The 16,509-nt window shown below is 64.8% G+C and carries 17 protein-coding genes; 15 read left to right on the top strand and 2 right to left on the bottom strand.

Annotated elements, in window-relative coordinates:
- Positions 1-175 precede the first annotated feature (175 nt).
- The 9 genes from MSP7336_RS17465 to MSP7336_RS17425 all read left to right on the top strand — a co-directional run bounded on the left by MSP7336_RS17465 (position 176) and on the right by MSP7336_RS17425 (position 9,770).
- Positions 176-1,408, top strand: a complete 1,233-nt coding sequence (locus MSP7336_RS17465; RefSeq protein ID WP_113964221.1) for a sodium-dependent bicarbonate transport family permease — start codon at positions 176-178, stop codon at positions 1,406-1,408.
- A gap of 619 nt (positions 1,409-2,027) precedes the next feature.
- Complete coding sequence (locus tag MSP7336_RS17460; protein WP_069397614.1) at positions 2,028-3,329, top strand: PPE family protein; 1,302 nt, start codon at positions 2,028-2,030, stop codon at positions 3,327-3,329.
- A 48-nt stretch (positions 3,330-3,377) separates the two neighbouring features.
- Positions 3,378-4,775 (top strand): PPE family protein, encoded by a 1,398-nt coding sequence (locus MSP7336_RS17455; RefSeq protein WP_113964220.1) that lies wholly within the window; start codon positions 3,378-3,380, stop codon positions 4,773-4,775.
- Between the two features lie 123 nt (positions 4,776-4,898).
- Positions 4,899-5,219: a DUF732 domain-containing protein gene (locus MSP7336_RS17450; RefSeq protein WP_113964219.1), complete on the top strand. Its 321-nt coding sequence runs from the start codon at positions 4,899-4,901 to the stop codon at positions 5,217-5,219.
- A 25-nt stretch (positions 5,220-5,244) separates the two neighbouring features.
- Positions 5,245-5,544, top strand: a complete 300-nt coding sequence (locus MSP7336_RS17445; RefSeq protein WP_113964218.1) for a PE family protein — start codon at positions 5,245-5,247, stop codon at positions 5,542-5,544.
- A gap of 79 nt (positions 5,545-5,623) precedes the next feature.
- On the top strand, positions 5,624-6,211 hold the full coding sequence (locus MSP7336_RS17440; RefSeq protein ID WP_113964217.1) for a TetR/AcrR family transcriptional regulator: 588 nt from the start codon (positions 5,624-5,626) through the stop codon (positions 6,209-6,211).
- A gap of 194 nt (positions 6,212-6,405) precedes the next feature.
- Positions 6,406-7,629, top strand: a complete 1,224-nt coding sequence (locus MSP7336_RS17435) for a PPE family protein (RefSeq protein WP_069397628.1) — start codon at positions 6,406-6,408, stop codon at positions 7,627-7,629.
- Positions 7,630-7,636: 7 nt separating this feature from the next.
- Positions 7,637-8,995, top strand: coding sequence for a PPE family protein (locus tag MSP7336_RS17430; RefSeq protein WP_113964216.1), 1,359 nt, complete (start codon positions 7,637-7,639; stop codon positions 8,993-8,995).
- 46 nt (positions 8,996-9,041) lie between these two features.
- A complete protein-coding gene (locus MSP7336_RS17425; RefSeq protein WP_113964215.1) occupies positions 9,042-9,770 on the top strand; it encodes an MgtC/SapB family protein in 729 nt (242 codons plus the stop codon).
- 25 nt (positions 9,771-9,795) lie between these two features.
- On the opposite strand, the gene MSP7336_RS17420 is transcribed toward MSP7336_RS17425, so the two are convergent.
- The gene (locus MSP7336_RS17420) at positions 9,796-10,716 is read right to left on the bottom strand and encodes an alpha/beta hydrolase fold domain-containing protein (protein ID WP_113964214.1); all 921 of its coding nucleotides are present in this window, start codon (positions 10,714-10,716) and stop codon (positions 9,796-9,798) included.
- Positions 10,717-10,784: 68 nt separating this feature from the next.
- Here MSP7336_RS17420 and MSP7336_RS17415 point away from each other — a divergent pair, with 68 nt between their 5' ends.
- From MSP7336_RS17415 to MSP7336_RS17405, 3 genes are all read left to right on the top strand, one after another.
- Positions 10,785-11,726, top strand: coding sequence for a sterol desaturase family protein (locus tag MSP7336_RS17415; RefSeq protein ID WP_069397607.1), 942 nt, complete (start codon positions 10,785-10,787; stop codon positions 11,724-11,726).
- A 92-nt stretch (positions 11,727-11,818) separates the two neighbouring features.
- The gene (locus MSP7336_RS17410) at positions 11,819-12,430 is read left to right on the top strand and encodes a LysM peptidoglycan-binding domain-containing protein (protein ID WP_069397606.1); all 612 of its coding nucleotides are present in this window, start codon (positions 11,819-11,821) and stop codon (positions 12,428-12,430) included.
- Positions 12,431-12,558: 128 nt separating this feature from the next.
- On the top strand, positions 12,559-13,185 hold the full coding sequence (locus tag MSP7336_RS17405; protein ID WP_069397627.1) for an Rv1815 family serine proteinase: 627 nt from the start codon (positions 12,559-12,561) through the stop codon (positions 13,183-13,185).
- 4 nt (positions 13,186-13,189) lie between these two features.
- Here MSP7336_RS17405 and MSP7336_RS17400 read toward each other — a convergent pair whose 3' ends face one another.
- The gene (locus MSP7336_RS17400; RefSeq protein ID WP_069397605.1) at positions 13,190-13,633 is read right to left on the bottom strand and encodes a nitroreductase/quinone reductase family protein; all 444 of its coding nucleotides are present in this window, start codon (positions 13,631-13,633) and stop codon (positions 13,190-13,192) included.
- A 115-nt stretch (positions 13,634-13,748) separates the two neighbouring features.
- On the opposite strand from MSP7336_RS17400, the gene MSP7336_RS17395 reads away from it, so the two are divergent.
- The 3 genes from MSP7336_RS17395 (at position 13,749) to MSP7336_RS17385 (ending at position 16,459) form a co-directional block, all read left to right on the top strand.
- On the top strand, positions 13,749-14,435 hold the full coding sequence (locus tag MSP7336_RS17395) for a TetR/AcrR family transcriptional regulator (protein ID WP_069397604.1): 687 nt from the start codon (positions 13,749-13,751) through the stop codon (positions 14,433-14,435).
- A gap of 72 nt (positions 14,436-14,507) precedes the next feature.
- On the top strand, positions 14,508-15,008 hold the full coding sequence (locus MSP7336_RS17390; protein ID WP_069397626.1) for a VOC family protein: 501 nt from the start codon (positions 14,508-14,510) through the stop codon (positions 15,006-15,008).
- Positions 15,005-16,459: an FAD-binding protein gene (locus MSP7336_RS17385; RefSeq protein WP_069397603.1), complete on the top strand. Its 1,455-nt coding sequence runs from the start codon at positions 15,005-15,007 to the stop codon at positions 16,457-16,459. The genes MSP7336_RS17390 and MSP7336_RS17385 overlap by 4 nt, the downstream gene beginning before the upstream one ends.
- The last annotated feature ends 50 nt before the right edge of the window (positions 16,460-16,509 follow it).

The raw sequence follows: 16,509 nt of genomic DNA, 5'->3' as shown, positions 1-16,509 counted from the left end.
TCCAGCAACCAAGCAGCGCTGGTCCAGAAACACCTGAGATGCTCTTTCGAATGTTAGTAGACGATAGCGACTACTAATTATCCGGCTTCTGGTATGCGGATCATCTGGAAGCTGTTGAGCTACAACTGAAAACAGATCAGCAGATCCCTTGAATAGGAAGGCGAACGAGAGCTCGATGTTGCATGAGTTCCTGGAGAACTTCCTCCATAACCTCTTCAAGCCGCTGCTGCTGTTCTTCTACTTGGGCTTTTTGATCCCGATCCTGAAGGTGGAATTCGAGTTCCCCTACGTCCTCTACCAAGGTTTGACGATGTATCTGTTGCTGGCCATCGGCTGGCACGGTGGTGAGGAGCTGGCGGCGATCGATCCGTCGTCGATCGGCAGCATCGTCGGATTCATGCTCATGGGGTTCGTCTTGAACGCCGTGATCGGCGTTGTGGCCTACCTTCTGCTGAGCCGCATGACGACCATGCGGCGCATCGACAAGGCAACCGTCGCCGGCTATTACGGGTCTGACTCGGCAGGGACCTTCGCCACGTGCGTGGCCGTGCTCGGGACCATGGGAATGGCCTTCAACGCCTACATGCCGGTCATGCTCGCAGTGATGGAGGTCCCCGGCTGCTTGGTGGCGCTGTACCTGGTGGCGCGGCTTCGGCATCGGGGCATGGACTCGGCCGGGTTCATGCCCGACGAGCCGGGCTATACCCCAGGTGCCATGGTCACCGCCGGGCCCGGCGCCGCGACCCAGCCTCTTCCCGGCGAGCTTGTCGCACCCCTGCGCGAGCGAGAGATCGAGCAGGAGTCGGAGCTCTCGTTGGAAAAGCGTGAGCATCCCGAATGGGACCGTGGCCTTGAGAACGGCCGCATGGCATCGATCTTCTCACCCCAGCTGCTGCGGGAAGTCTTGCTCAACCCAGGGTTGTGTCTGTTGTTCGGGGGCATCGTCATCGGTCTCATCAGCGGACTGCAGGGACCGAAAGTCGTGCACGACGACGACAATGTCTTCGTTGCCGCGTTCCAGGGTGTGCTCTGCCTGTTCTTGCTCGAGATGGGCATGACAGCTTCCCGCAAGTTGAGGGACCTGAAGTTCGCCGGCCGCGGTTTCATCTTTTTCGGCCTACTGGCACCAAACCTCTTCGCGACGCTCGGCATCATCACCGCGAGCACCTACGCGTATTTCACTCACGCGCAGTTCGATCCGGGAACTTACGTCTTGTTCGCGGTGCTCTGCGCCGCAGCCTCATATATCGCTGTGCCCGCAGTGCAGCGTCTGGCGATACCGGAGGCGAGCCCCTCCTTACCGCTCGCTGCATCGCTGGGTTTGACGTTCTCCTACAACGTCACGATCGGAATCCCGCTCTACATCGAGATCGCCCGGGTTGTCGGGCACTGGTTCGGGAGAACCTGACGCTCGAATAATTCGAAATCGGGTGACAGGGATATCACCGCTTAAATTTAAGCACTAGCGTCTAATTGCATCAGATGCAAGTGACGACACGGTGTTTCGTTCATCTGTGTCACGTCGCGCTGGACTGGCTCGCGCGCTTAACCATCAAGCGCGGCAAACCCCAAGTTTCCCAGCGGATTTTCAGCAAGTAACCAGTGCGGTGTCAGCACTGGCTGCGATGCTATTACCAGTTAGGAGACACCCATGACTATTATCTACCCACCGGCGGCACCGCGTCTTTGTGATGTGACTCACGTCAATCAGCGTGGCGGCCAGGCACTTTCCAGCCATGGTGCTGGTTTGCAGCTGGTGCGGATATCACCGGGGGTCAGTCCGGCAAGTGATCAAGATTTAGCTTGGCGATTACCTGGCTGGAACCTCACGCGAACAACGCAACACCAACATGGCGACGGACGACCGACGCGTCAAAAGCAGAGTTCACAAAAGTTCCGTGAACAAAGGCAGCATCAATTAACGCGTCAAACACGCTGCTGGACAACATATCTTGTGCAGGAGGGGTCACTTCTCATGATGGCTAGTGATCGGTTGCTGCTCGCGCACGGGCGCTTGAGGTAAAAACATGGATTTTGGCCTGTTACCACCGGAGATCAATTCGGGCCGGATGTATACCGGCCCTGGGCCGGGCCCAATGTTGGCCGCTGCCGCGGCCTGGGAGGGGCTCGCCAGCGAATTGAGCTTAGCGGCATCGTCCTACCAATCGGTGATCGACGCGCTTATCGGCGGACCGTGGCAAGGGCCGTCTTCGGCGTCGATGGCCGCAGCGGTAGCGCCGTTTATCGGCTGGATGAACATGATTGCGGCGCAGGCCGAACAAACGGCTGCGCAGGCCACGGCGGCGGCAGCCGCGTATGAAACCGCGTTCGCTGCAACCGTTCCGCCGCCGGTGATCGCGGCGAACCGCGCTCTGTTGGCGATGCTGATCGCGACCAACTTTTTGGGGCAGAACACGCCGGCCATCGCGGCCACCGAATTCCACTACGCCGAGATGTGGGCTCAGGATGCCGCGGCCATGTACGGCTACGCCGGATCTGCTGCGGCCGCAACGCAATTGACACCGTTCACCGAGCCGCCCCAGACCACCAATACGGCCGGGACCGCGTTGCAAGCGTCTGCGGTTACTCAGGCCGGCAGTGCAAGCGGATTGAACATCAGCACACAGCTCAGCCAGTTGATCAACTCGTTGCCGAATGCCCTGCAGGGCCTGGCAACCGGTTTGGCGGAGTCGCCGACGACGGGATCGACGAATCTGTTGTCCGAACTCGCCTTGCCGCAGCTATTCGATTTGTCGCTGCCACCGGGACTCGAGACGGACCTGACCAACTGGAACACAATCTTTTCGACCATCGTCAACGGGCCGTACTCGCTGCAAGGTCTCACCTCCATACCCGGCGGTCCGTTCCTGTCGTTCGGGCAGGTCTATTCGTACGCCCAAAATGGGCAGGGCGTCGCGTCTTTCCTCGCGGGCCCGAAGCCCATCACCGGGGCGCTGGCTCCGCTGGTGGAGCCGGCCAACCCGATGCTGAGCTCCGCTGGCGTGCCGGTATCGGGGGCGATTGGTCGCGCGGCGGTGGTCGGAAGTTTGTCGGTGCCACAGGGCTGGGCCGAAGCCGCTCCGGCGATCAGAACACTCGCTGCGGCGCTACCCACCAACTTGGCCGCGGCCCCAACGGCGTCAATCGCCGGCGAGGGCGGCGTCTTCAGCCAGATGGCGTTGTCCAGCCTGGCCGGACGCGCTGTCGCTGCCACCGCGACCCGTTCGGTGGGCGGTGCTGCCGCGGGAGCGGGTTCGCTGGGCGGTGTCGTCACCCAGGCTGACCCGGCCGCGGCCACCATCATCGTGATCCCGGCCCTTGAGGACTGACCCCGTGACTGCCATGACGCCGCACACAACCACATCAGGGGGATAGGCATGTTTTTCGCAGCGTTTCCGCCGGAGTTCAACTCAGGCCGGATGTATGCCGGTCCCGGATCGGATTCAATGCTGGCCGCAGCGGCGGCCTGGGACGGGTTGGCCACCGATCTGCAGTCGGCGGCGGCGTCCTATTCGTCGGTGATCTCGGCCCTGGCCAGCGGCCCGTGGATCGGGCCGTCGTCGCTGAGCATGGTGGCCGCGATCACCCCGTACGTGAGCTGGATGCAACAGACCGCCGCCCAGGCCCACGAGGCCGCGAGCCAGGCCACCGCGGCGGCCAGCGCCTATGAGGCTGCGTTCGCCGCGCATGTGCCTCCACCGGTGATCGCGGCCAACCGCGCCCAGTTGGCGTCGCTTGTCTCGACCAATGTCTTTGGGCAGAACACCGCGGCGATCGCGGCCACCGAAGCCCAATACGCAGAAATGTGGGCGCAGGACGCCCTGGCGATGGATACGTACGCGGCATCGTCGGCGGCCGCCTCCAAGTTGACGCCGTTCACCGCGCCGCCGCAGACGACCAGCCCCGGCGGGGCGGCCAACCAGGGGGCGGCAGTGGCGCAAGCCGCTGGCAGCGCCGCCGGCACCGGTGCGCAATCGCTCGCCTCGACAGCAGCCTATGCGGGTTCGCCTTTGCTGCAGTGGCTGGCAGACCTGTCCACCGACTACACCGACACGATGAATGGGCTGCTCAACTCCCTCTTCGGGCCATCCGGGGCGTCGACGATCACGGCCCTCTACACCGCCATAAAAACCCCACTCGGCTTCACGACCGCGTTCAACGACATCGGGCTGCTCGTCAACCTTCCGGTGTCGCAATTCCTGAAGTTCGCCCCGGCGCCGGGATTTGGCTTGCCCCCGGTGGACGGGCTGGGTGGTGGGCTCGCGGGTCCTTGGTGGGGCCGGGGCTGGCTGAGCGGCGCGGTGTCGGCGAACATGGGAAATGCCGGCACGCTGGTCGGAAAGTTGTCAGTCCCGCCGACTTGGGCCACGGCCACCCCGGCCATCCGGACGGTCGCGGCGGCGTTGTCAGCTGCCGGGCCACAGACCGTGCCGGCCGCCGCGCTGGGCGAAGGAGCGCTGCTCAGCTCCGCGTCTGCGGCGGGAATGCTCGGCAGCGCGGTGGGTGCCGGGGCTCCCAGCGCTCTGAGCAGCACCGGTGTTCGCGCCCGTCTCGCTCCGTTCAAAGACCTCAAAGATCGCCATACGCCCGAGCAGCTGAAACAGCTGGTCGCGCAAATATCGGACAAGCCCGAAAGTGTGCAGCACCACTCCGTCGATCAGGACGGCCTTGACAGTCTGCTCGAACAGCTTTCGAAAAAGCCCGGAATCCATGCGGTGCATCTGACCAAAGGCGGCAAGGGCAGGGTTGTGCAGCCGGATGCACGGTTGGGCTAATCCAAATGGCATCCGCTGCAGCGATTCCGACGACCGGGCCACAGCCCAATGTCATTGGTACAGAGGCACTCTGCATCGGCCACCAGACGAAACGTGAATTCTTCGGCACCGAAAGGATGAGTTATGCGATTGCGACTTGGGATATTTGGCATTTTCGCGGTGATCGGTCTTGCCGCGCCGGCCTATGCTGACCCGGGCGAAGGCGGCGGTAACGACGCGGCCTTCATCGCTGCTCTGAACCAGGCCGGGATCAGTTATCCCACTCCGGGTCAGGCCATCGGAACTGCTCAATCAGTGTGCGGGTGCTTGAATAACGGCATGTCCGGCCTGGCGCTCGTCCACGAGCTGAAAACCCGCAACCCAGGATTCAGTATGGACGATGCGTCCGATTTCGCCATGATCGCAGCAAGATTCTATTGTCCGCAACAACTCGCTGCGAGCTGAGAACTCCACAGCTTAAGGAGAACTCGTGTCTTTCGTGACCACACAACCAGAAGTGTTGGCGGCGGCGGCCGGGAATCTGGCCGGGATCGGCTCGGCAATGAGCGCCCACAATGCCGCTGCGGCGGGGCCGACGACGGGCGTGGTTCCGGCTGCCGCCGATGAGGTGTCGGCGATCACCGCGGCCCAGTTCGCCGTCCACGCCCAGGTGTACCAGACAGTCGGCGCCCAGGCGATCGCGATTCACCAGATAGTTGTGGATACTTTGGTGACCAGTGCCGATTCGTATGCGGCCACCGAGGCCGCGAACACGGCCGCCGCCGACTAAAACCAGGGTCGCAGCAATCGATTTCGGGTGCATGGTCACGGCCCGCCGGATGTGACGAGTCGGGTCTACTATCAACTAAATGGCGCAGCAGACCAAGGCGATTCGCAGCCGCCGTCGCGGTGATGAGTTCGAGGACGCGCTCTATCACGCGATCCTGGCCGAGCTGACTGCCGTCGGATACGCGCGGCTGACCATGAAAGGGGTTGCGGCGCGAGCGCGTACCGGCAAGGCCGCGCTGTATCGCCGCTGGCCCAGCAAACATGATCTTGTGCGAGCTGCGCTGCGCTACGCATCGCCACCGTTGCCCGAGCTCCGCGCCGACAAGTCTGCCCGCGAAAACCTGCTGACCGTGTTGACCAGCCACCGCGACTTGCTGGCCGGCAAGACGGCATTTCCCAGTCTGGCGATCGTTGGCGAGCTCTTCCACGAACCCGAGCTACGTGCAATCTGGGCCGACGCCGTGCTGACCCCACGGCTGCAGCTCATCGAAACGATCCTGCGGACCGCCGTCGGCAACGGCGAAATCGACCCGGAAACGCTGACCCCATTCACCTGCCGGGTCGGGCCGGCATTAATCAACCAGTACATGCAGCTCACCGGCGCGCCGCCGACCGGGCGTCACCTCGCCGTCATCGTCGACACGGTGATCCCACCTCTAACGCGCTGAAATAGCGCGGATTGCCAGCAATTTCGCAGCATCGACGCTGGGATGTCCCAGTCTTCGACATCCTGCGGGCCCTCATAATCGGCGCGATGGGAAAGCCGCTGCCGATGTTTCGGATAAGCGATTTGTCCGCGGGAAGCTTTGTCGGCGCCCATTATGACCACCAGCACGTCCACGGCCAACGAAGGGGTGTCGCGATGGATTTCGGAGCGCTACCGCCGGAAATCAACTCCGGCCTGATGTACGCGGGTCCCGGATCAGGACCAATGCTCACCGCCGCCGCAGCCTGGGATGCGGTGGCGACAGAATTGGGCACCACAGCGTCGTCGTATCAGGAAGTGATCGAGGGTCTGACCAGCGGATCCTGGTATGGCCCGACGTCGGCGATGATGGCGGCGGCCGTCGCGCCCTATGTGCACTGGATGGCTACCAGCGCCGCACAGGCTGAGCAGACTGCCGGTCAGGCCCGGGCCGCGGCGGCCGCATACGAGGCCGCGTTCACCGCCATGGTTCCTCCGCCGGTGATCGCCGCCAATCGCGCGCTGCTGGCGGCGCTGATCGCCACCAACTTCCTGGGGCAAAACACCGCGGCCATCGCGGCCACCGAGTTCCATTACGCCGAAATGTGGGCGCAGGACGCCGCCGCGATGTACGCCTACGCGGCTTCCTCGGCAAGTGCCACCCAGCTGACACCGTTCGCTGAACCGCCCCAGACCACCAACGCCGCCGGCTTGGCGGCACAGTCGAACGCCGTTGCGCAGGTGGGGGGAACCGCGCAGACGACGTTGACGCAGCTGATCTCCGCGGTGCCGACCGCCCTGCAGAATCTCACGTCGCCCGTTGCGGCCGCGGCGCCCGCTCAGGCCGAATCGCCGCTGTTCGCATTCTTGGATTTGATCACCGGCCCGACATCGCCGATTTCGTATTTCCCGATCGCCGGTGTGCCCTATCTGCTGGGTTTCCAGAACGTGCTGCTGCCCATGGCGGGACAGAACCTCGCCGGCGCAGTAGCCAAGGCGTCTGCGATCCCGGCCGCGACCAGCGGATTACTGGCCGGCGAGCTCGGTCCGGCGACACCCGCGCTGGGGACGGTCGGCGTCGGCTCGTCCGTCTCGGCGGGGCTCAACCAGGCCGGCCTGGTCGGCAAGCTGTCGGTGCCGCAGAGCTGGGCCACGGCCGCGCCGGCCATCAGGCCGGCCGCATTCGTGGTGCCGAGCACCAGCCTCGCGGCCGCTCCCGCGGCGATGGCCGACGGCTCGGGGAGCCTGTTCAGCCAGGCGGCCCTGTCCGGTATGGCTGGACGGGCCTTGGTCGGTACCGGCGGCGGCGTGGCGCGCTCGGCGGGCGGTACCACGGGCGTCTCCATCGGCGGCGACGCCGCCAGCACGGCCACCATCATCGTGATCCCGGCGGACGAGTGAGGTAGCGATGGATTTCGGAGCATTACCGCCGGAGATCAACTCCGGGCGCATGTATGCCGGTCCCGGACCGGAATCGCTGGTGTCCGCCGCGGCGGCCTGGGACGCGCTGGCCGCCGAACTGCGGGCCGCCGCGGTCGCCTACACGTCGGCGATCACCGGGTTGACCGACGAATCGTGGCAGGGCCCCTCCGCGACGGCGATGTCGGCTGCCGCCGCCCCGTACGCGGCCTGGATGAACAGCACCGCGGCGCAGGCCGAGCAGACCGCCGCCCAGGCCAGGTCGGCGGCCGCGGCCTTCGAGACCGCGTTCGCCGCGGTGGTACCGCCTCCGGTGATCGCGGCCAACCGCGCCCAGCTGGCGTCGTTGGTGGCGACCAACATCTTCGGGCAGAACACCGTGGCGATCGCGGCCACCGAGGCGCAGTACGGGGAGATGTGGGCCGAGGACGCCGCCGCGATGTACGGCTATGCCGCGCAATCCGCCAGCGCCTCGCAGGTAACGCCGTTCACCGCGGCGCCGCAGACCACCAACCCGGGTGGGTTGGCCGTCCAGGCCGCGGCCGCCGGGCAAACCGCCGGCGCCAACACCCAAACCACGCTCGCCCAACTGATCGCCGGGGTTCCCCAGGCGCTGCAAAGCCTCGCCGCGCCGGCCCAGGCGGAGCTCCCGTCGGTTGCGCAGATCAGTTCATATCTCGAGGCGATACCCAAGCTGCTGCTGCCGGCCAACGACATCCTGCTCACCGTCATCTACGGGTTGGTGCAGGGGGTGCGGGCGGTCCAGACCGGGACAGGAGCCGCGGCGGCGGGATCGCTGGCAGCCGGTCTGGCGTCGACGACTCACGTGGCCGGTGTCACCAGCCTGGGTGCGGCCGGCGGAGCGGTGTCGGCCGGCCTGGGCGAGGCGGCTGCGGTCGGCGCAATGTCGGTGCCGCCCAGCTGGGCTGCGGCCACCCCGACGATCCGTCTGGCGGCCAGCGTGTTACAGAGCACCAGTGTGGGGGCCGCACCCGCCGTGGTCGCGGAGGGTTCGGGTGGCCTGTTCAGTCAGTTGGCCCTGGCGGGCATGGCCGGAAGTGCCCTGGGCGCCGCCGCCCCTCAAGCGGTCGCCGGCGGTGTCGGGCGGGTCGGGCGCCCGCTCACCGACAACAAGGACAAGACCGACAACACCGAGAACAAGAAGTCGGACAAGCTCGAGCGCGTGCTGGCCGAGATGTCCCAGAAGCCCGAGTCGGTGCAGCACTGGCATACCGACGAAACGCAGCTTGAGAGTCTGCTCGCGCAGTTGTCGAAGAAGCCGGGCATCCACGCCGTGCACGTATCGAACAAGGGCAAGTCGACATCTCGCCAGCCGCCGCCGATCTGACCGAGGCCGTCGCGCGGTCGTTGCCCAGGTCGGCCACACTAGAGGGATGCAGACGCTGAGCATCGCCGACTTCACGCTGCGGCTGGGCGTCGGGCTGGGGTGCGGTGCACTCATCGGATTCGAACGGCAGTGGCAGGCGCGGCGGGCCGGCCTGCGCACCAATGCGCTGGTTGCCACGGGCGCAACGCTGTTCGTGCTTTACTCGGTCGCTGCCAACGACTCCAGCCCGACCAGAGTTGCGTCCTACGTCGTGTCGGGGGTGGGCTTTCTCGGCGGGGGTGTGATCCTGCGCGAGGGATTCAACGTCCGCGGGCTCAACACGGCGGCAACACTGTGGTGTTCAGCAGCCGTCGGCGTGCTTGCGGCCGCCGGTCACCTGGTCTTCGCTTTGATCGCCACCGGCACGATCGTCGGGATCCACCTGCTGGGACGCCCGCTCGGGCACTTGATCGACCGCGACAAAGTGGTGGAAGAGGACGAGGACGACCAGCCCTACCAGCTGCAGCTGGTGTGCCGCCCGAAATCCGAAAAGTATGTGCGCGCCCAGATCGTCCAGCGCACCAGCGGCAACGACTTCGTGCTGCGCGGGATCCATACCGGCCGCACCGGCGATGACACCGTCGCATTGACCGCATATCTGCTCAGCGACGGTCACGCCCCCGCCCGGCTGGAGAAGCTCGTCGCAGAACTGTCCCTGCAGCCAGGCGTTCAGGCCGTGCACTGGTATGCGGGGGATCAAGACGAGCCGATGCCGCCGGTGGCCCAACGGAGCTAGTCTCGCGCGCAGCGGATTGCGCCGCTCAACCGTTTAACACCTGTCGGATCTGGGTCAACGCCGCACCGGCGTGAGGCCCGGGCAAGAACATCCACACGTGCATGGCTCCGGGCCGCTCATACCAGTTGATGTCGAGCCCGTCAGCGGTTGCGCGTTGATGAAACGCGCGGGCATCGGGATTGAGCACATCGTGGGTGCCGGTGAACACCGTCAGCCGCGGTAGCCCATTCAGCGGTCCGACGCTCGGGCTGACCAGAACGGTGTCCAGCGGATCGCCACCGGCGTAACGAATTCCAGCGGCGCGCAGATCATCCAAGTTCAGCAGCGGATCGACCTTGGCGACGGCCGGCACGGCGGGGTCGGGAAGCGCGACATGCATCCACGGCGAGAGCAGCACCGCGTCGCTCGGCTGCGGCAGGCCGGCGTCGCGGACCGCGTGACACAACGCGAATGCCATCCCACCGCCCGCTGAATCACCCATAAACGCAATCGATTCCGATGCATGTGTCTCCAGCAGCCGTTGGTAGACGTGCAGCAGGAACGGGAACACCTCGCGGTAGGTATGTTCGGGCGCGATCGGGTAGATCGGCACGGTGGCGGTGCGCCGCAAAGTGTTGACCAGTTTGGCAATGGCCGGCCAGTGAAAGTGTGGCAGCAGGTCGAGCACATAGGCGCCACCGTGCAGGTACAGCAGGTGACCGGTGAGCTCGGCGCCGTCCACCAGCCGTGGGCTGACGTGGTATACCGGGCGACCGTCGAGATCGGCGCGTTCGACCTGGATTTTCTTCAGGACCCGTTTGGATGGCCGACCCGTGTACGGCTGACGGGGATGGGCAGCCCACTGATCCAGCTTTGCCGCGGGGAAGAGCCGGTGCCGCACCCCGGTGGAGCGCAGCAACCGCTGGGAGAGGCTCGGCTTGAGCGTCGTACGGTCGATCGCCTTCATCAGCGCCAGTCTGGACCGCCGGCGGCTGCACGCCAAGAGATTGGCCGCGACGGCCTAAAGTATCTGGTGTGAATGCGATCGCGGAGTTCTTGTCCGTGCTGCCGGAGCAAATGCGTGACCCGGTGCTGTTCGCGATCCCGTTCTTCTTGCTGCTGTTGATTCTCGAGTGGGCCGCGGCGCGCAAACTCGAACACATCGAGGCCGCCGCCAGGCCACCGTCCGGTGCCTATCATCCCCGTGACTCATGGGCGAGCATCTCGATGGGGTTGGTATCGGTGGCCACCACGGCCGGCTGGAAATTCGTGGCCCTGCTCGGCTATGCGGCGATCTACGCATATCTGGCGCCCTGGCACCTGTCGGCAACCCAGTGGCACACCTGGGTCGTCGCGATCCTCGGGGTCGACCTGCTGTACTACTGCTATCACCGCATCGCCCACCGGGTACGGCTGATCTGGGCCACCCACCAGGCCCATCACTCCAGCCAATACTTCAACTTCGCCACCGCGCTGCGGCAGAAATGGAACAACAGCGGAGAGATCCTGATGTGGATACCGTTGCCGCTGTTGGGAATTCCGCCGTGGATGGTATTCGTCAGCTTTTCGGTCAACCTGATCTACCAGTTTTGGGTGCACACAGAACGGATCGACCGGCTGCCGCGGCCATTCGAATTCGTCTTGAACACGCCGTCGCATCACCGGGTGCATCACGGAATGGATCCGGAATACCTCGACAAGAACTACGGCGGCATTCTGATCATCTGGGACCGGATGTTCGGAAGCTTTCAGGCCGAGACGTTCCGGCCGCACTACGGGCTGACCAAGCAGGTCGACACGTTCAACATCTGGAAGTTGCAGACCCACGAATACCTGGCGATTCTGCGCGACCTGCGCGCGGCGAGCAGACTGCGTGATCGGCTCGGTTACGTCTTCGGGCCGCCCGGCTGGGAGCCGGCGAATTCACCTGCCGTTCGCCAATTGGATTCGATTGCGGCGAGCCGAAACCTGGCCTAGCAAAACCAAGATCAGTAGGCTTTTGCTCGTCGTCCATTTGGTGTCGACGCCCGGTCGGTCCCGATCGCGCACCCCGAGGAGAAGGGAATCCTATGGCAGACACGCTTACCGAAGGCCAAAAACTCGTAAAGGGGGAATCGCTCACTTCGAACAACGGGGCTTACACCTTGACCTTGCAAGACGACGGCAACCTGGTGCTGGCCTCGCGCGGCAAGGCGATCTGGGCGACGGGCACCGACGGTCAAAATGTGGTGCGCGCTGAGGTTCAGCGCGACGGAAATTTCGTGCTCTACACCGCCGATAAACCGGTGTGGCACACCGATACTAAAGGCAAAAAGAAGACGAAGCTCGTCCTGCAGGACGACCGCAATCTGGTGCTGTACGCAGCCGACGGGCCGGCATGGTCGACCAAGACCGAGACCGACGCTCCGCCTCCGCCGGAACCGCAGGCTGCCGAAGTCACAACTGCCGCGCAAGAGCCGGTTCCCGCGCCGGAAGCCGAACCGGCAGCCGAACCAGTGGCCGCATCGGCTCCAGAGCCGCAGCCCGCGCCGCGGACCTACACCGTCGTATCCGGCGACACACTGTGGGCCATTGCGGAGCGCTTCTACGGCGACGGCAGCAAATACCAGACGATCGCCGATGCCAGCGGGATTTCCAACCCCGACCTGATCTACCCGGGACAGGTGCTAACGATTCCCTGACATTTGCAAGCCTAACGTCGATAACCTAACTAGGAGGCCGGCACCACGTCGGCCCCTAGTGATCGGAGTCGACGGTGCGCCGCTTGGTCTTGCGGGGGTTCGTTGCGGTAGTCACCGCTGGGGCGCTGATGGCCGGGCTGCGGCCTGCGGCGGTGGCTACCGCCGATCCCGTGTTGGTGTTTCCGGGGATGGAAATTCACCAGGGCACTCACCTGTGCACCCTGGGTTTCGTCGATCCCGAGCTACGCGTGGCGTTCACGGCCGGTCATTGCCACGGCGATGGGCCAGTCACCGACAAGGACAACCACGTGATCGGTCACCTCGCGGCGTTCCGGGACAACACCCCCAACGGCGCGACGGTGGCCACTGATCAGCAGATCATCGATTACGAGTCGATCGTGCTGGTCCCGGAGGTGACGGCGAACAACATCCTGCCCGGCGGGCGCCCGCTGGAATCGGACCCCGGGCTGGTCGTCAAGCCCGGCGACGGCGTCTGCCATTTCGGCGTGGTCACCGGCGAGAGCTGCGGAACCGTCGAAAGCGTCAACAACGGGTGGTTCACCATGACCGGCGGCGTCGTCAGTCAAAAAGGCGATTCCGGCGGGCCTGTGTATCTGGGCGGCCCCGGCGGTCCGGCCCGGATAGTCGGGATTTTCAACAGCACATGGGGTGACTACCCCGCCGCGGTGTCGTGGCGGTCGGCGTCGCAGCAGATACTCGAGGACGGTGGGGGACCTCCGGCCAGGCCCGCCTGATCGGTCACTGCGGCGTCAGCGCGAAAACCGGGATCGACGGTGCCGCCGCGCGCAGCTCCTGCTCGTTGGAGGCGGGAGTCAAACCGGCGACATGCCCCTTGACCTGCCAGTACCACCGGTCCAGGTAGCGCTTCAACAGCTCCGGTTTGTCAGCGTCGGCGACCTCCGTGGCACTTCTGTGCCGGCTGCGCCAGCGCGGACCCAGTTCGAGGCTGCCGGCGGCCCGCAGGTTGCGCGCCCACTGCGTGTTGCCGCGGGGCGACACCAGGTAGTCCACGTCGTCGACGGTCAAGACATTGACCACCACACCCTGCGGCTTTCCGGTCCTGCGGCCGCGCACGCGAATTGCCCGGGTGCCCGCCAGGCTGATCCCTCCTTCGGCGAGCCACCGGATGACCGCATTGGCGGCCCGGGCCACTCGGTTTGGTTCGTCGTATCGCACTGGCATGGCGCACCCTCCGGTCTCCTGATGTTTAGAGAGCAGTGCTCTCAGAAATTTGAGGCTGCCACACCAGCGGAGAAAAATCAAGAGCAGTGTTCTCGGTTGTGTCACACTGGTCTCGATGGGCAAACGGCGCGAATCGCGAGAGCGGATCGAAAAGCAGATCATCGAGCTTGGCCGGCGTCACCTGGTGGAACGCGGCGCCGCCGGGCTGTCACTGCGCGCGATCGCCCGCGACCTGGGCATGGTGTCTTCGGCGGTGTACCGCTATGTGGGCAGCCGAGACGAGTTGTTGACGCTGCTGCTGGTCGACGCGTATTCCGACCTCGCCGATGCCGTCGACGCAGCCCGCGACGCGATGCCCGACCTGTGGAGCGACGACGTCATCGCGATCGCGCACGCCACCCGCAACTGGGCCGTCACCCACCCGGCCAGTTGGGCGCTGCTGTACGGCAGCCCGGTGCCTGGCTATCAAGCGCCGGCCGAGCGAACGCTCGGACCGGGCACCAGGGTGATCGGGGCGTTGCTCGATGCGGTCGCCGCCGGCATCGAAACCGGCGACATCGTGTTGACGAATGAGGCTGTGTCTCAACCGATGTCGTCGGATTTCGAGCGACTCCGCCACGAGTTCAGCTTTCCCGGCGATGATCCCGTCGTCGCCAAGTGTTTCGCAATCTGGGCCGGTATCGTCGGCGCCATCAGCCTTGAGGTCTTCGGGCAATACGGTTCCGACACGCTGACTGACGCGCAGACGATGTTCGATACCCAGGTTCGGCTGCTGGTCGGCATGTTGACGCAGCCGAATTAGAACGTGTTCATCCATGCCTCGGCGGTGCAGTGGCTCCTGCTCACGGCAAGCGCTGGGCTATTCTGCGAAACGATGGCCCTAACTGTTGGATCGCCGGTCCAGATCGCCTGGGTGACTCGCGATCTGGATGTCACGGAAACCGCTCTCACCAGCCTATTAGGGGTCAAGAAGTGGATTCGGATGGCCGACGTGCACTTCGCCCCGGACACTTGCAGCTACCTCGGCCGGCCGGCCGACTTTGTCGCAAGTATTTCGCTGAGCTATCTCGGCGATATGCAGCTGGAGCTGATCGAACCGGTCCGCGGTCCTAACATCTATAGTGACTTTCTGCGTGATTGCGGCCCCGGTCTGCACCACATCTGCGTCGAGGCGGAAACCACCGAGCGGTTTGCCGCGATGCTGACCGAAGCGACCCAACACGGTGCCGGCGTGGTGCAGCAGGGCGTGATGCCCGGGGGCATGCGGTTCGCCTATGTGTCTGACCCGCAGGCCGGGGTGCCGTTTGTGGAGATCGCGCACATCAGTCCGGAGATCCGGCAGTTCTTCGACTACATCAAACAGGAGCAGCGGTGAGTGGTACCGACATCCCGGCGACGGTCAACGCGGACGAGGTAGAGGCCTGGTCGGACGACGTCGACGTCGTCGTTATCGGCTTCGGCATCGCCGGTGGCTGTGCGGCGGTGAGCGCAGCCGCCGCCGGTGCGCGGGTCTTGGTGCTGGAGCGTGCCGCTGCGGCCGGCGGCACCACCGTGATGGCCGGCGGGCACTTCTATCTCGGCGGTGGGACCGCGGTTCAACGGGCCACCGGTCATGACGATTCGCCCGAGGAGATGTACAAGTATCTGGTCGCGGTGTCACGCGAACCCGATCACGACAAGATTCGCGCCTACTGCGAGGGCAGCGTCGAACACTTCAATTGGTTGGAGGACTTGGGCTTTCAGTTCGAGCGCAGTTTCTACCCGGAGAAGGCGGTGATTCAGCCCAACACCGAAGGTCTGATGTTCACCGGTAATGAGAAGGTGTGGCCGTTCAAGGAACAGGCGGTGCCCGCCCCACGCGGGCACAAGGTGCCGGTGCCCGGCGATACCGAAGGCGCGAAGCTGGTGATCGACCTGTTGCTCAAACGCGCCGAGAACCTCGGTGTGCAGATCCGCTACGAAACCGGTGCGACGGCATTGGTTCTCGACGGGTCGGGGGCGGTGAGGGGAGTGACCTGGAAGCACTTCGCGGACACCGGAGCAATCCGGGCCAAGGCGGTGATCATCGCCGCGGGCGGATTCGTGATGAACCCGGAGATGGTAGCGAAGTACACGCCCAAATTGGCCGAGAAGCCGTTCGTTTTGGGCAACACCTACGACGACGGGCTCGGTATCCGGTTGGGGATCTCAGCGGGCGGCGCCACCCGGCACATGGACCAGATCTTCATCACCGCCCCGGCGTATCCGCCGTCGATACTGCTGACCGGGATCATCGTCAACAAGCTCGGCAAGCGGTTCGTCGCCGAAGACTCTTACCATTCCCGCACTTCGGGTTTCGTGATGGACCAACCCGACAGCGCGGCCTTCCTGATCGTCGACGAAGCGCATCTACGGCCGCCCCAAGTGCCGCTCATCCCACTGATCGACGGCTGGGAGACCGTCCCGGAAATGGAAGCGGCGCTGGGTATTCCGTCAGGTAATCTGGTTGCGACGCTGGACCGCTACAACGAGTTCGCCGCTCGTGGTGAGGATCCTGATTTTCACAAGCAGCCGGAATTCCTTGCGCCGCAAGATAAGGGGCCCTGGGGCGCATTCGACCTGTCGCTGGGCAAGGCTATGTATGCGGGGTTCACCATCGGCGGGCTGGCCACCTCGGTCGATGGTCAGGTCTTGCGCGAGGACGGCAGCGTGATCGACGGCCTGTATGCGGCGGGAGCCTGTGCGTCCAATATCGCCCAGGACGGCAAGGGTTACGCCAGTGGAACCCAGCTCGGTGAGGGCTCCTTTTTCGGCCGTCGCGCCGGCGCCCACGCCGCAGCCGGGTAACCCTTGGCAACCCTTGGCGCGAGCGGGCGTGTTTGTACGCCGACACGCCG

The organism is Mycobacterium shimoidei (assembly GCF_900417275.1).
Lineage (GTDB): Bacteria > Actinomycetota > Actinomycetes > Mycobacteriales > Mycobacteriaceae > Mycobacterium > Mycobacterium shimoidei.
The sequence above is the reverse complement of the archived record's forward strand: the minus strand, read 5'-3'. Positions and strand labels throughout refer to the sequence as shown.